Here is a 14,198-nt window from a genome sequence, read left to right as displayed (position 1 = left end):
TCGCTCCCGCTCCCACTCCCGCCCGGAGCGAAGTCGCCCTGCGCACAGCACTTGCCGCCGTCTACGCCGCGACCGCCGCCCGCCCCCTCTTCCACGCCGCCCTCAACCCGTCACCCCCACTCACCCAACGAGCCGTCGGAGGTGGCATCCGAGCCATGATCCCCCTACAGGCCGCCCTCGCCGCCCGCTCCGGCGCCCCCGTCACGGCTCTGCTGACAGCCGCACTCGCCCCGGCCGCCCGTAAGTTCAGCCGAAAGGTGAGCCTGACGTGACCTCTCAGCCGAGCCGTCCCTCCATTCCCAGCCCTCTCAGCGCTCCTGGGCCTGCGCCAACCACTCACCCCCTCCGCTACGCCTACGGCACCAACGGCCTGACCGACCTCCGCCTGGACGACGCGCTCTCCCTCCTCGCCGACCTCGGCTACGAAGGCATAGGCCTGACTCTCGACCACATGCATCTGGACCCGCTCGCCCCCGATCTAGCGGCCCGCACCCGCAGGCTCGCTCACAGGCTGGGCGAGCTCGGCCTGGGCGTCACCATCGAGACCGGCGCCCGCTACGTACTCGACCCGAGGCGCAAGCACGCCCCCTCACTGCTCGACCCGAACCCCGACGAACGAGCCCGCCGCGTCGACCTGCTCATCCGAGCCGTCCACATCGCCGCCGACCTCGGCGCCCACGCAGTGCACTGCTTCAGCGGCATCCTCCCGAAGGCCATGGACGCGGCAGCGGACAAGGCAGCCGCGGGCGCGGACATGGCAGTCGCGGGCGCGGACATGGCAGTCGCGGGCGCGGATGTCGCCCAGATGGAAGCGGAGGCGGACCAGGAAATCAACAAGGACACGGCCTGGAAGCGCCTCGCCGAGACCCTCATCCCCGTCCTCGATGCCGCCACCGCCGCCGGAATCCCCCTCGCCATCGAACCCGAACCGGGCCACCTCCTCGCCACCCTCGCCGACTTCCACCACCTCCGAACCGCACTCGGCAGCCCCGACGTCCTCGGTCTCACCCTCGACATCGGCCACTGCCAGTGCCTCGAACCCCTGTCACCCGCCGACTGCGTACGTGCCGCCGCCCCCTGGCTGCGACACGTCCAGATCGAGGACATGCGACGCGGCATCCACGAACACCTCCCTTTCGGCGACGGAGAGATCGACTTCCCACCGGTGCTCGAAGCTCTGGCCGCCGCCCGCTACCAGGGCCTGATCACCGTCGAACTGCCTCGCCACTCCCACGCCGGCCCGCAACTCGCCGAAGAATCCCTCCTCTTCCTCCACCACGCGGCCGCGGCCGTCCACTCCCAAGATGCCGACCAGCCGCCGCCCCCCGGCGAGGGCACCGTCGCCCCCGAAGGGAGAACCCCGTGAATCACCTACACGACGCCCCCGGCACCCCGACGGAAGCCCCGCCCACCCTGGCGGCCCTGCACGCCGGCCTCAACGCCCGGCTCGACGGCGCCGCCCGCGCCTGGCTGGACCGGGCCCTCGACGAGGCGGCCGCCCACTCGGGCATCCACGGACCCATCTCTGTCTGGGAGCTGCGGATCGCCGAGGCGGGCCGCCGCTGCGGACCCGAGTACGCCGACACGGCCCGCATGCTCCTCCTGCACGCCGCCCAGGCCGACGCCGACACCCTCGCGCGTGTCTACCGCCAGGGCACCGCCGCCGAACGCCGCGCCGTCCTCCAGGCACTGCCCCACCTCGTGCCGGGCCCCGACGCCCTGCCGATCGTCGAGGACGCCCTGCGTACCAACGACACCCGGCTGGTGGCCGCCGCCGTCGGCCCGTACGCCGCCCGGCACCTGGACGCCCACAACTGGCGGCACGCCGTCCTGAAGTGCCTGTTCACCGGAGTCCCCGTCGACGCCGTGGCCGACCTGCCCCGCCGTGCCCGCGCCGACGCCGAACTCGCCCGCATGCTCGGCGACTACGCCGACGAACGCACCGCCGCGGACCGTCCCGTACCCCCCGACCTGCACCGCGTCCTGGCCTTGACCGAGCACCCGGCCACCCCGTCCGGCCCCGATGGCACATCCGGCACCGACGGCAAGGAGTCCTGATGCGCATCTTCGACCCCCACATCCACATGACGTCACGGACCACCGACGACTACGAGGCCATGTACGCCGCCGGTGTCCGAGCTGTCGTCGAACCCTCCTTCTGGCTCGGCCAGCCCCGCACCTCACCCGCCTCCTTTCTCGACTACTTCGACTCCCTACTCGGCTGGGAACCCTTCCGCGCCGCCCAGTACGGCATCGCCCACCACTGCACCCTCGCCCTCAACCCCAAGGAGGCCAACGACCCCCGCTGCGCCCCTGTCCTCGACGAACTGCCCCGCTATCTCGTCAAGGACCACGTCGTGGCCGTCGGCGAGATCGGCTACGACTCGATGACCCCGGCCGAGGACACCGCGCTCGCCGTCCAGCTCCAGCTCGCCGCCGAGCACGAACTGCCCGCCCTCGTCCACACCCCGCACCGCGACAAGCTGGCGGGCCTGCGCCGCACCCTCGACGTCGTCCGGGAGTCCGCGCTGCCTCCGGACCGTGTCCTGGTCGACCACCTCAACGAGACCACGGTCAAGGAAGCCAAGGACGGCGGCTGCTGGCTCGGCTTCTCCGTCTATCCGGACACCAAGATGGACGAGGAGCGGATGGTCACGGTCCTGCGGGCGTATGGACCCGAGAAGGTCCTGGTCAACTCCGCCGCCGACTGGGGCAGAAGCGACCCGCTCAAGACCCGCAAGGTGGGCGACGCCCTGCTGGCGGCAGGTTTCACCGACGACGACGTCGACCAGGTGCTGTGGCGCAACCCTGTCGCGTTCTACGGGCTCAGTGGCCGCCTCGACCTCGAGGTCGCCGGCACGGATGCCACCCACGAGGGCAACTCCATCCTCCGCGGCGCCCCGAAGACCGACCCGAAGACCGACCCGGCGACAACGGAGGTGTGACCCATGCGCTTCCGCCACCCCGACGGCTCCACCGTCCACCTCGCCTACTGCACCAACGTCCACCCCGCCGAAACCCTCGACGGCGTCCTCGCCCAGCTCCGCGACCACTGCGAACCCGTACGCAAACGCCTCGGCCGAGACCGGCTCGGGATCGGCCTGTGGCTGGCCAAGGACGCCGCCCACGCCCTTGTCACCGACCCGTCCGCCCTGCGTCGACTGCGCACCGAACTCGACGGCCGCGGCCTCGAAGTCGTCACCCTCAACGGATTCCCGTACGAAGGGTTCGGCGCCGACGAGGTCAAGTACCGCGTGTACAAGCCGGACTGGGCCGACGCCGAGCGACTCACCCACACCACCGCTCTCGCCCGCGTCCTCGCCGGGCTTCTCCCGGACGACGTCACCGAGGGCACCATCTCCACCCTGCCGCTCGCCTGGCGCACCGCGTATGACGACACCCGGGCAGCCCAGGCCCGCACGGCCCTCACCACTCTCGCCGAACGTCTCGACGCGCTGGAGGAGCTGACCGGCCGCTCCATCCGCATCGGCCTGGAGCCGGAGCCCGGCTGCACCGTCGAAACCACGGCCGACGCCATCGCCCCGCTCACCGCGATCGGCCACGACCGCGTCGGCGTCTGCCTCGACACCTGCCATCTCGCCACCTCCTTCGAAGATCCGCACACCGCCCTGGACGCGCTGACCACCGCACGCGTCCCCGTCGTCAAGTCCCAGCTCTCAGCCGCACTGCACGCCGAACACCCCCATCTCCCCGAAGTCCGCGAGGCCCTCGCCGCCTTCGACGAACCCCGCTTCCTGCACCAGACCCGCACCCTCACCGCCGCCGGACTGCGCGGTACCGACGATCTCGGCGAGGCCCTCAAGGAAGACGCGATGCCCGACGCGTCCCCGTGGCGCGCCCACTTCCACGTCCCCCTGCACGCGGCCCCCGCCGCACCACTCACCTCCACGCTCCCCGTACTCAAGGACACGCTGACCCGGCTGGTCGGCGGCCCGCACCCGCTCACCCGCCATCTGGAGGTCGAGACCTACACCTGGCAGGCCCTCCCGACCGAGCTGCGCCCACGCGCCCGCCCCCAGCTCGCCGACGGCATCGCCGCAGAACTCACTCTCGCCCGCGACCTGTTGACGGACCTCGGCCTGAAAGAACTCCCATGAGCACCCACGAGAACCTGAGCCCTCGCGGGACCCCGGGGGCGCCGGTCGGCACCGACAAGGCCGCGGATCCCACCCCGCTCCTCGTCCTGGACGTCGTCGGCCTCACCCCCCGTCTCCTCGACCACATGCCGCGTCTCAAGGCCCTCGCCCAGACCGGCTCGCGAGCCCACCTCGGCACAGTCCTGCCCGCGGTCACCTGCGCCGCCCAGTCCACCTTCCTCACCGGCACCCACCCCGCCGAGCACGGCATCGTCGGCAACGGCTGGTACTTCCGCGAACTCGGCGACGTACTCCTGTGGCGCCAGCACAACGGCCTGGTGTCCGGAGACAAACTGTGGGACGCCGCCCGGCGCGCGCACCCCGGCTACACGGTCGCCAATATCTGCTGGTGGTACGCCATGGGCGCCGACACCGACATCACCATCACCCCTCGTCCGATCTACTACTCCGACGGCCGCAAGGAACCCGACTGCTACACCCGGCCCCCGGCCCTGCACGACGAACTCACCGAGAAATTCGGCACGTTCCCGCTGTTCCACTTCTGGGGCCCCGGCGCCGACCTCGTCTCCAGCCGCTGGATCATCGACGCGACCCGCCACATCAACCGCACCCGCCACCCGGACCTGACCCTCTGCTACCTCCCCCATCTCGACTACGACCTGCAGCGCTTCGGCCCCGACGACCCGCGCTCCTTACAAGCGGCCGCCGATCTGGATTCGGCCATGGCTCCCCTCCTCGACGACGCGCAAGCCGAAGGACGCACAGTCGTCGCCCTGTCCGAGTACGGCATCACCCGCGCGGACCGCCCCGTCGACATCAACCGCGCACTGCGCCGCGCCGGACTTCTCGAGGTGCACACGCAGGACGGCATGGAGTACCTCGACCCGATGGCCTCACGAGCTTTCGCGGTCGCCGACCACCAGATCGCCCACGTCTACGTACGCCGCCCCGAGGACTTGGAGGCCACGAGAGCGGCGCTCGCCGACCTGCCCGGTATCGAGCAACTCCTCGACGACGAGGGCAAGAAGACCCATCACCTCGACCATCCGCGCTCCGGCGAACTCGTCGCCGTCGCGGAGCCGGACGCCTGGTTCACGTACTACTACTGGCTCGACGACGCCCGCGCGCCCGACTTCGCGCAGCTCGTCGAGATCCACCGCAAACCCGGCTACGACCCGGTCGAGCTCTTCATGGATCCACTCGACCCGTACGTCAAGGTCAAGGCCGCGGGCGCACTGGCCCGCAAGAAGCTCGGCATGCGCTACCGCATGGCGGTCGTGCCTCTCGATCCCTCACCTATTCGCGGCAGCCACGGCCGCCTTCCCCTGAGCGACGACGAAGGTCCGCTCATCATCTGCTCCACCCCCCGCGCTGTCGGCGACCGTGTCGCGGCCACCGATGTGAAAGCACTGCTGCTCCAACTCGCCGGTCTCAACTGACCGTCCATGACCGGCGGACCTCGGCCCGCCGGCCCCTCACAGGCCCGTCTCTTCCGACTGGTCACAAGTGAAGCACTCACCACTGACAACGCCCTCCGACAACGAGGAGTTCCAGGCATGAGCCGCACCAGCCGCACCGCCTTCACGGCCTCCACCAGCAAGAACGACGACCCCGAACTCACCCACCGCCTCAGCAGACGAGGCATGCTCGGCGTGGCCGCCGGCGCCACCGCGGCCGCCCTGCTCGGCACCGCCGCCACCCCCGCCGCGGCCGCCGAAGCGGGCCGGGGCCGCCCCGTCCTGCCGCCCGGTCGGCTCGGTATCCAGCTGTACAGCCTGCGTGACAAGGTCTCCACGCTCGGATTCGCCCCCGTCTTCGCCGAGTTGGCGAAGTACGGCTACGACGAGGTCGAGTTCGCCGGATACACCCAGGGCTCGGCGGGCCCCATCACGCTCGCCCAGCTCAAGCGGCTGGCCCGCGACCACGGCCTGAACCCCATAGGCAGCCACGTCGGCTACTACTCCAGCGACCCGAACGCGTACACCTTCGCCCAGAACCTCACCAAGGTCCTCGACGATGCCCAGGCCCTCGGCCTCAAGCACATCGGCACCGCGTCGGGACCCTTCCGCTACGGCGACACGGTGGACGCCTGGAAGCGCGCGGCCGAGGAGTTCAACACCTACGGCGCGGCGGCCAAGAAGCGCGGCATGAAGTTCTACCAGCACAACCACGCCGAGGAGTTCTCCTTCGCCTCGGACCGCCCCGGCGTACGTCTCTACGACGTGCTGCTCGCCGAGACCGACCCCGATCTGGTCTATCTGGAGATGGACATCTACTGGGCGTTCGCCGGCCAGTTCCGCTTCTCCAAGCAGGTCGACGGCACCCCCGCCCCCTTCGATCCGCTGCGATACGTACTGAAGCAGCCCGCGCGCTATCCGCTCTTCCACGTCAAGGACGGCATCCGCGACGAATCCGTCCGCGACGGCTACCGGATGGTGGACGTCGGTGACGGCGACATCGACTACAAGGAGTTCATCTCGAAGGTCACCAAGCGCACTCCCGGCGGGCGCCACTACCACCACTGGCAGGCCGAACACGACAACCCCGTAGAGTCCTTCGCCTTCGCCCGCAAGTCCAGCGAGCACCTGCACTCGCTGCGGGAGAGGTGCGGCGACTGACAACTTCGTACACATACGGTCGGCCCTGGATCCGCGCATTCCAGGGCCGACCGTTGCGCGCTCAGCCCAGATCGGAGGGGTGGGCGCGCTCTGCAGTTCATCGGCGGATCACACCTACCCGACCTCTGTGAAGGTCTTCCAGTTGGAGCAGTCGACTGGACTCTCGTCGCTTGCGCCGTCCACCCGACAGATCCTCATCCGGTGCGCGAAGGCGCTCAGAACGTCGACGTTGTTGATTACGGTGTAGCTCCCCGCGCCACCGCCGTTGTACTTGGTTGCGAAGAAGTGCCAACGATCGTTGTAGAACCGTTCTACGTACGCCCGCACGCCGTGATCATCCGCACGGTGGTCCCAGACTTCGAAGTCATCTCCGTTGTCTATGAAATTCAGCTGAGCGAGGAGTGTTCCACTCGAACTGCGCAGCGTAACCGAATAGTCATCGGCATGGGCTGAATTGGCACCTGTGATCATCAACATCGCAGCCGCCAAGGTGACTGCCGCCACCTGTCTTATTCTTGGCGTGAAGTTCCTCCGTTTCGAAGCTTTTACCGTAACGGAAGGGTACTTTTGGCCGCGGGTTAGTGGACCCACTTCCGTGATTTTTGAGCCTTATGTGAGATTGCATTTATGATCCAATTTCTTTATCTTTCTCGACCTGTGAGGGCGGGTAATTTCAGTGGCAACTGATGGGCGGGGTCGAGCTGTGCACCTCATCGCTGCGGTCTCTGTTCGGCAGGCGCCCAGGACGGGACCGCCCGGGTCTCAGAGGCCCGGGCGGTCCAGGTTTCCGTGTGTCACTCCGCTCGGTCCGGCCCGTCGACCACCTCGCGGCTGATCGGCTGCGGATTGGGCGAGATGCTGCCCTTGTGGGGACGTCCCGGCGGGTGGAGGAACAACGCCACGAAGCCGGCGAAGAACGAGATGCAGCCGGCGAGGATGAAGGCGCCGTTGAGCCCCCAGGCATCGACGACCATGAAGCCCATACCCGCGCCCAGACCGGAGACGAGCTTGGAGCTGTAGACCATGCCGTAGTTGGTCGCGTTGTTGTTCTCCCCGAAGTAGTCCGCGGTCATGGCCGCGAACATCGGGAAGATTGCGCCGCCGCCGAAGCCGGAGATCGCGGAGAAGATCAGGAACAGTGGCAGGTTCTTGATCTCGGCGGACCAGATTATGCCGAACTGGGCGGCGCCCAGGATGACACAGACGTAGATCAGACACTGCTTGCGGCCGTAGAGGTCGGAGAGCCAGCCGATGACACCGCGCCCGGTGCCGTTGACGATCGCCTTGAGTGACATGGCGGTGGCCACGATCCCGCCGGCGAAGCCCGCGTGCTCGCCGATATCGATCTGGAAGGAAATACCGAAGATGTTCACGCCGGAGGTGCACGCCAGACAGAACCACATCAGTGCCACCCGGCCGGTCTTCCAGGCCTCCAAGGGGGTGTACTGGCGGACGGCCGGTGGGTTCTTCTCCAGCGCACGGCGGGCGCGCGGGTCATCCGGCGGGTTCAGCGGGTCGATATCGGCGGGCCACCAGTTCTTCGGTGGGTCCATGAAGAAGTAGCCTGCGACGGCCACGACCGCGGCGAGGAAGACACCGACCGAGACCAGGACGACCTTGAAGTTGGAGATGTCCATCACGGTGGTGAACAGGAAGACGAAGGGCACCGAGCCGTAAGCAAAGCCCCCGTTGACGAAGCCGGTCTTGCCGCCCTTGCGTTCCGGATACCACTTGCCGACCATGTTGACGCAGGTGGCGTACACCATGCCCGCGCCCATACCGCTGAACACACCGAAGCCGACGAGTGCGAGTGCGACGTTCGGCGCGTAGGCCAGCGAGAGATAGCCCATCAGTGTCCCGCCCGCGCCGAGCATCATCGCCCAACGGGCCGGCAGCTTGCCGGTTTCACGCAGCCTTCCCGCCGGAAAGGCGACCGCGGCCTGACAGAAGACCCAGGCCGTGAGCATCCAGTAGATGTTCTGGCTGGACCAGTGGTGCGCGTCGTGCAGTGTGTCCTCGGCGGACGCGAACGCGTACTCCGCCGAACTGATGCCCATCATGCCCACCCAGGGCAGGATGACCATCCACTTGCGTTTGCGGCCCATGATGTCGATATCGGTCTCGCCGATCCGGTACATCCGGCCGTTGGCGTCCGTCACCTCCCTGTAGGGGACGGGGGTGGAGATGTCTGTTGTCGCCATTTCGATCGAACCCCTTGCGTCGAAGAAGCTGGCCAGCGCCCCCTGTCCGTACTTCTCGTGCCGGGGCCCGCGGAGAGCGGTCACCGCAGGCCCCGTGGTTCGAGCTCTCTCAGCTCATCGACCGCCCCCCAACAACCCGGCCGCACGCGCCCAGCGATACTTCGCGCCGAGCACGGCCACCGGCTTCTCGGTTGTGTACGGGTACGCCACGACGCCCCGCTCGAAGAGGTACTGGCAGGCCTCCTCGACCTCGACGTCGCCCGCTAGGGACGCCACGACGGGCTTCTCGATCCCGCGCTCCCGGAATTCGGCCACCACGCGCGCGGTGAGCTCGGCGAAGACCATGGGAGGGGTCACGATGGTGTGCCAGTAGCCCAGGACGAGCGAGTGGATCCGCGGGTCCTCCAGGCCGAGCCGGATCGTGGCCTCGTATGTCGACGGCGGCTCGCCGCCCGTGATGTCCACCGGGTTGCCGGCGGCCCCGAAGGGCGGGATGAACTTCCGGAAGGAGGCGTCCAGGTCCGGAGGGATCTCCATCAGGGAGAGGCCGTTGTCGGTCACCGCGTCGGACAGCAGGACGCCACTGCCGCCCGCGCCCGTGATGATCACGATGTTGTCGCCCTGCGGAGTCGGCAGCACCGGCAACGCGCGCGCGTACTCCAGCATTTCGTTGAGACCGGGGGCCCTGATGACACCGGCCTGCTTCAGGATGTCCTCGTACACGGCGTCGTCGCCCGCGAGCGCGCCCGTGTGCGAACCCGCGGCCTTGGCTCCGGCCGCCGTACGACCCGCCTTCAGGACGACCACCGGCTTCTTGGGGACGGTCGCCCGTGCGGCCTCGACGAAAGCGCGCCCGTCCTTGAGGTCCTCCAAGTGCATGGCGATGCACTGGGTGTTGGGGTCCTCACCGAACCAGGTCAGCAGATCGTCCTCGTCCAGGTCCGACTTGTTGCCGAGCCCCACGATCGCCGAAACACCTGTCTTCGTAGTGCGTGCGAAGCCCAGGATGGCCATCCCTATGCCACCGGACTGCGAGGTGAGCGCGACGCCGCCTTTCACGTCGTACGGCGTGCAGAACGTGGCGCACAGGTCCTGCCACGTCGAGTAGTAGCCGTAGATGTTCGGCCCGAGCAGCCGGACGCCGTATCGCTCGCCGATGGCCACGATCTCGTCCTGGAGTTCCTGCTCACCGGTCTCCGCGAACCCGGACGGGATCAGTACGGCGTTGGGGATCCCCTTGCGTCCCACCTCCTCCAGGGCCGAGGCCACGAACTTGGCGGGGATAGCGAAGACCGCCACATCCACCTCACCGGGAACGTCGGTGACACTCTTGTACGCCTTGCGGCCGAGAATGTCATCGGCCTTGGGATTCACCGGGTGGATCTCTCCGGAGAAGCCGCCGTCGATGAGGTTGCGCATCACTGAGTTGCCGATCTTGCCCGACTCGTTGGAAGCCCCGATCACGGCGACCGACGAGGGCTGCATCAGCCGGCGCATCGACGTGAGGATCTCCTCGCGCGTGTACTTGCGCCGCTCCTTGGGCACCGAGTCGGCGAGGATCACGCGGATGTCCGCCGCGACCGCCCCCTCCGGAGTGGCGATCACCGGGTTGAGGTCGACCTCGGCGATCTCCGGGAAGTCCGCTACGAGTTCGGACACCCGACGGATCTGCTCGGCGATCGCCCATCGATCCACCGGCGGAGCGCCGCGCACCCCGCGCAGGATCTCCGCGGCCCGGATCGAGTCCAGCATCGACAGGGCCTCGTCCGCGTCCACGGGCGCCAGCCGGAAGGTGACGTCCTTCAGGACCTCGACGAGGACACCACCGAGCCCGAAGGCCACGACCTTCCCGAACGTCGGGTCGGTCACCGCGCCGACGATGACCTCCTGCCCCTGGGGGAGCAGTTCCTGCACCTGTACGCCCTCGATCCGGGCGTCCGGCGCGTACGCGCGCGCGTTGTCGATGATTTTGTGGAACGCGGCCCGTACGTCGGTGGCGCCCTCCACACCGACGATCACGCCGCCCGCGTCGGTCTTGTGGAGGATGTCCGGGGAGACGATCTTCATTACGACGGGCCCGCCGAAGCGTGCCGCGTACGCCACCGCCTCCTCGACGTCGGTCGCCAACTCCTCGCCGGGGACGGCGATCGCGTACGCGTCGGCGATCACCTTGCCCTCGGGCGCGGTCAGCGCGGTCCGCCCCTCGGCCCGCACGGCTTCGAGGAGCGTGCGCACCCTGAGCACCCGGTCTTCGGCCATCAATCAGATCACTCCGTTCGACTTGAGCAGGCGCAGCTCTTCGTCACCGAGACCGAGCTCGCCGACGTACACCTCTTCGTTGTGCTCGCCGAGCAGCGGCGAACTGGCCACGTCCACGGGGGAGTCGGAGAGTTTCAGCGGGCTGCCCACGGTGACGAAGTCGCCGCGCTCCGGGTGGGGCACCGTCACGACCATCTCGTTGGCGACCAGCGACGCGTCCTCGATGATCTCCCTGGTGGACAGGATCGGGCCGCACGGGATGTTGTGGGTGTTGAGCCTCTCCAGGACCTCCCACTTGGGGAGCGTGGATGACCACTCCTCAATGAGCTGGAACATCTTGTTGAGCTGCGGAAGCCGTGCCTCCGGCGTCGCCCACTCGGGGTCATCGGCCAGCTCCGGCCGGCCGATGAGCTCGGTGATCGGCTTCCAGCCGACGGGCTGCACGATGACGTACACGTAGTCGTTGGGCCCGCCCGGCGCGCACTTGACCGCCCAGCCGGGCTGGCCGCCGCCGGACGCGTTGCCGGACCTGGGAACTTCGTCGCCGAAGTCGTCGTTGGGATATTCAGCGAGCGGCCCATGGGCCAGGCGCTGCTGGTCGCGCAACTTCACCCGGCAGAGGTTGAGCACGGCATGCTGCATGGCCACGTTGACCCGCTGACCACGCCCGGTGCTCTCCCGCTGGAACAGCGCCGCGAGAATCCCCGCCACGGCGTGGATGCCCGTGCCAGAGTCCCCGATCTGGGCCCCCGTCGCCAGCGGCGGCCCGTCCTCGAAACCGGTGGTCGACATCGACCCGCCCATGGCCTGAGCGACGACCTCGTACGCCTTGAAGTTGGTGTACGGGCCGTCCCCGAACCCCTTGATGGAGGCATAGACGATCCGTGGATTGATCTCCTGGATGCGGTCCCAGGTGAAGCCCATGCGGTCGACCGCGCCCGGTCCGAAGTTCTCGACCATGACGTCCGAGCGCCGGATCAGCTCGGTGAGGATCTCCTTGCCGCGCTCGGTCTTGGTGTTCAGGGTGATGCTCCGCTTGTTGCAGTTGAGCATCGTGAAGTAGAGGGAGTCGACATCCGGAAGGTCGCGCAGCTGCTTGCGCGTGATGTCTCCGGTCGGCGCCTCCAGCTTGACGACGTCCGCGCCGAGCCAGGCGAGGAGTTGTGTCGCCGACGGCCCGGACTGGACGTGCGTCATGTCGAGGACGCGGATGCCTTCGAGAGCCTTGGTCGAGGTCGCCGGCGTCGTTGCCGTCGGTATCGTCGCTGTCATCGGGGCCACCTCACTTGTACATCGTCTGGTTCATGGTTCCGGGGGCGTACGCGTCCGGGTCGACCCAGACGTTGATCAGCGAGGGCTTGCCCGACTCGCGGGCGCGCTGGAGGGCGGGGCCGATGTCGGCGGGATCGCGGACCTCCTCGCCGTAACCGCCCAGCATCTGGGCGAACTTGTCGTAGTGGACGTCGCCGAGAGTGTTGCCGACCCGCTCGCGCTCCAGGCCGTACTTGGCGGCCTGGCCGTAACGGATCTGGTTCATCGAGGAGTTGTTGCCGACGATGCCGACGAAGGGGAGGTTGTAGCGGACGAGGGTCTCGAAGTCCCAGCCGGTGAGGGAGAAGGCGCCGTCTCCGAAGAGGGCGACTACTTCCTTGTCGGGCCGCGCCTGCTTGGCCGCGAGCACGAAGGGCACGCCGACGCCGAGCGTGCCGAGCGGGCCCGGGTCCATCCAGTGGCCCGGCGACTTGGGCTGTACGACCTGACCGGAGAAGGTGACGATGTCACCGCCGTCGCCGATGTAGATCGAGTCCTCGGTGAGGAAGTCGTTGATCTCGCTGACCAGCCGGTACGGGTGGATCGGTGAGGCGTCCGACTTCAGGTTGGGCAGCCGCTTCTCGATCGCCGTCTGCTCGGCGGCCCGCAGCTCGTCGAGCCACTCCTTGCGCTTCGACGCGCCGCCGTTGATGCGCCCGGAGGCGGCTTCGGTCACCGACTTCAGGACGAGGCCCGCGTCGCCGACGATCCCCAGGTCGATGTCCCGGTTCTTGCCTACGGTCCGGTAGTCGAGGTCGATCTGCACGACGGTCGCGTCCGACGACAGCCGCTTGCCGTAGCCCATGCGGAAGTCGAAGGGCGTGCCGACGATGACGATCACGTCGGCATTGGAGAACGCGTACCGGCGCGAGAGCTGGAAGTGGTGCGCGTCCCCGGGCGGCAGGGTGCCGCGGCCGGCGCCGTTCATGTAGGCGGGGATGTTGAGGGTGCGTACGAGGTCGATGGCCGCCTCGGTGCCGCGGGTCGTCCACACTTGGCTGCCCAGCAGGATCGCGGGCTTCTCGGCGTGCACGAGGAGGTCGGCGAGCTTCTCGATCGCCTCGGGGTCACCGGCCGAGCGGGTCGAGGCCCGGTACTGGCCGGCGGCGGGGACCCGGGCCTTCTCGACCGGCACCTTGGCGTCCAGTACATCGCGCGGTATCTCCAGGAAGGACGGTCCGGGAGCACCGTGGTAGCACTCGCGGAACGCCATCGACACCATGTCGGCTGCGCGGGCGGTGTCAGGCACGGTCGCCGCGAACTTGGTGATCGGCGTCATCATGTCGACGTGCGGCAGGTCCTGAAGGGACCCCATCTTGTGTTGCGTGTGGGCGCCTTGCCCGCCGATGAGCAGCATCGGGGACTCCGCGCGGAAGGCGTTGGCGACACCCGTCACGGCGTCGGTCGTGCCGGGACCGGCGGTGACGACCGCGCAGCCGGGCTTGCCGGTGATGCGCGCGTAGCCGTCGGCGGCGTGGGCGGCGACCTGTTCGTGGCGAACGTCGACGACCTCTATGCCTTCGTCGACGCAGCCGTCGTAGATGTCGATGATGTGGCCGCCGCAGAGCGTGTAGATGACCTCCACACCCTCCGCTTTGAGTGCCTTGGCGACCAGGTGCCCACCGGAGATGAGGTTCTGGCTGTTGTCGTCGGGCATGGCGAAGTCCTGTCCCTTCGTAGGGGATTGGGCG

11 protein-coding genes are annotated in these 14,198 nt (G+C 68.3%); 6 read left to right on the top strand and 5 right to left on the bottom strand.

Annotated elements, in window-relative coordinates; genetic code table 11:
- Positions 1 to 268: 268 nt before the first annotated feature.
- The 6 genes from ACTWQR_RS09725 to ACTWQR_RS09700 all read left to right on the top strand — a co-directional run bounded on the left by ACTWQR_RS09725 (position 269) and on the right by ACTWQR_RS09700 (position 6,736).
- Positions 269 to 1,366 carry a sugar phosphate isomerase/epimerase family protein gene (locus ACTWQR_RS09725; protein ID WP_443226541.1) on the top strand — a complete coding sequence of 366 codons (1,098 nt, stop codon included), beginning with the start codon at positions 269 to 271 and terminating at the stop codon, positions 1,364 to 1,366.
- Entirely contained in the window at positions 1,363 to 2,058 is a 696-nt protein-coding gene (locus ACTWQR_RS09720; protein WP_443226540.1) for an EboA domain-containing protein, read from the top strand. Before ACTWQR_RS09725 ends, ACTWQR_RS09720 begins: the two co-directional genes overlap by 4 nt.
- The gene (locus tag ACTWQR_RS09715; RefSeq protein WP_443226539.1) at positions 2,058 to 2,945 is read left to right on the top strand and encodes a TatD family hydrolase; all 888 of its coding nucleotides are present in this window, start codon (positions 2,058 to 2,060) and stop codon (positions 2,943 to 2,945) included. Before ACTWQR_RS09720 ends, ACTWQR_RS09715 begins: the two co-directional genes overlap by 1 nt.
- A 3-nt stretch (positions 2,946 to 2,948) precedes the next feature.
- Positions 2,949 to 4,118 (top strand): metabolite traffic protein EboE, encoded by a 1,170-nt coding sequence (gene eboE, locus ACTWQR_RS09710; protein ID WP_443226538.1) that lies wholly within the window; start codon positions 2,949 to 2,951, stop codon positions 4,116 to 4,118.
- Positions 4,115 to 5,557 (top strand): nucleotide pyrophosphatase/phosphodiesterase family protein, encoded by a 1,443-nt coding sequence (locus ACTWQR_RS09705; RefSeq protein ID WP_443226537.1) that lies wholly within the window; start codon positions 4,115 to 4,117, stop codon positions 5,555 to 5,557. Before eboE ends, ACTWQR_RS09705 begins: the two co-directional genes overlap by 4 nt.
- 117 nt (positions 5,558 to 5,674) lie before the next feature.
- Positions 5,675 to 6,736 (top strand): sugar phosphate isomerase/epimerase family protein, encoded by a 1,062-nt coding sequence (locus ACTWQR_RS09700; protein ID WP_443226536.1) that lies wholly within the window; start codon positions 5,675 to 5,677, stop codon positions 6,734 to 6,736.
- 114 nt (positions 6,737 to 6,850) lie between these two features.
- Here ACTWQR_RS09700 and ACTWQR_RS09695 read toward each other — a convergent pair whose 3' ends face one another.
- The 5 genes from ACTWQR_RS09695 to ACTWQR_RS09675 form a co-directional block, all read right to left on the bottom strand.
- Positions 6,851 to 7,240, bottom strand: coding sequence for a hypothetical protein (locus tag ACTWQR_RS09695; RefSeq protein ID WP_443226535.1), 390 nt, complete (start codon positions 7,238 to 7,240; stop codon positions 6,851 to 6,853).
- 290 nt (positions 7,241 to 7,530) lie between these two features.
- Entirely contained in the window at positions 7,531 to 8,937 is a 1,407-nt protein-coding gene (locus ACTWQR_RS09690; RefSeq protein WP_443226534.1) for an OFA family MFS transporter, read from the bottom strand.
- 114 nt (positions 8,938 to 9,051) lie between these two features.
- Positions 9,052 to 11,196: an acetate--CoA ligase family protein gene (locus ACTWQR_RS09685; RefSeq protein WP_443226533.1), complete on the bottom strand. Its 2,145-nt coding sequence runs from the start codon at positions 11,194 to 11,196 to the stop codon at positions 9,052 to 9,054.
- A gap of 3 nt (positions 11,197 to 11,199) precedes the next feature.
- Positions 11,200 to 12,468 carry a formyl-CoA transferase gene (gene frc / locus ACTWQR_RS09680; RefSeq protein ID WP_443226532.1) on the bottom strand — a complete coding sequence of 423 codons (1,269 nt, stop codon included), beginning with the start codon at positions 12,466 to 12,468 and terminating at the stop codon, positions 11,200 to 11,202.
- Between the two features lie 10 nt (positions 12,469 to 12,478).
- The gene (locus tag ACTWQR_RS09675) at positions 12,479 to 14,164 is read right to left on the bottom strand and encodes a thiamine pyrophosphate-binding protein (protein ID WP_443226531.1); all 1,686 of its coding nucleotides are present in this window, start codon (positions 14,162 to 14,164) and stop codon (positions 12,479 to 12,481) included.
- Positions 14,165 to 14,198 lie beyond the last annotated feature (34 nt).

The sequence above is a fragment of the Streptomyces sp. 2A115 genome (assembly GCF_052245575.1).
Taxonomy (GTDB): Bacteria; Actinomycetota; Actinomycetes; order Streptomycetales; family Streptomycetaceae; genus Streptomyces.
The sequence above is the reverse complement of the archived record's forward strand: the minus strand, read 5'-3'. Positions and strand labels throughout refer to the sequence as shown.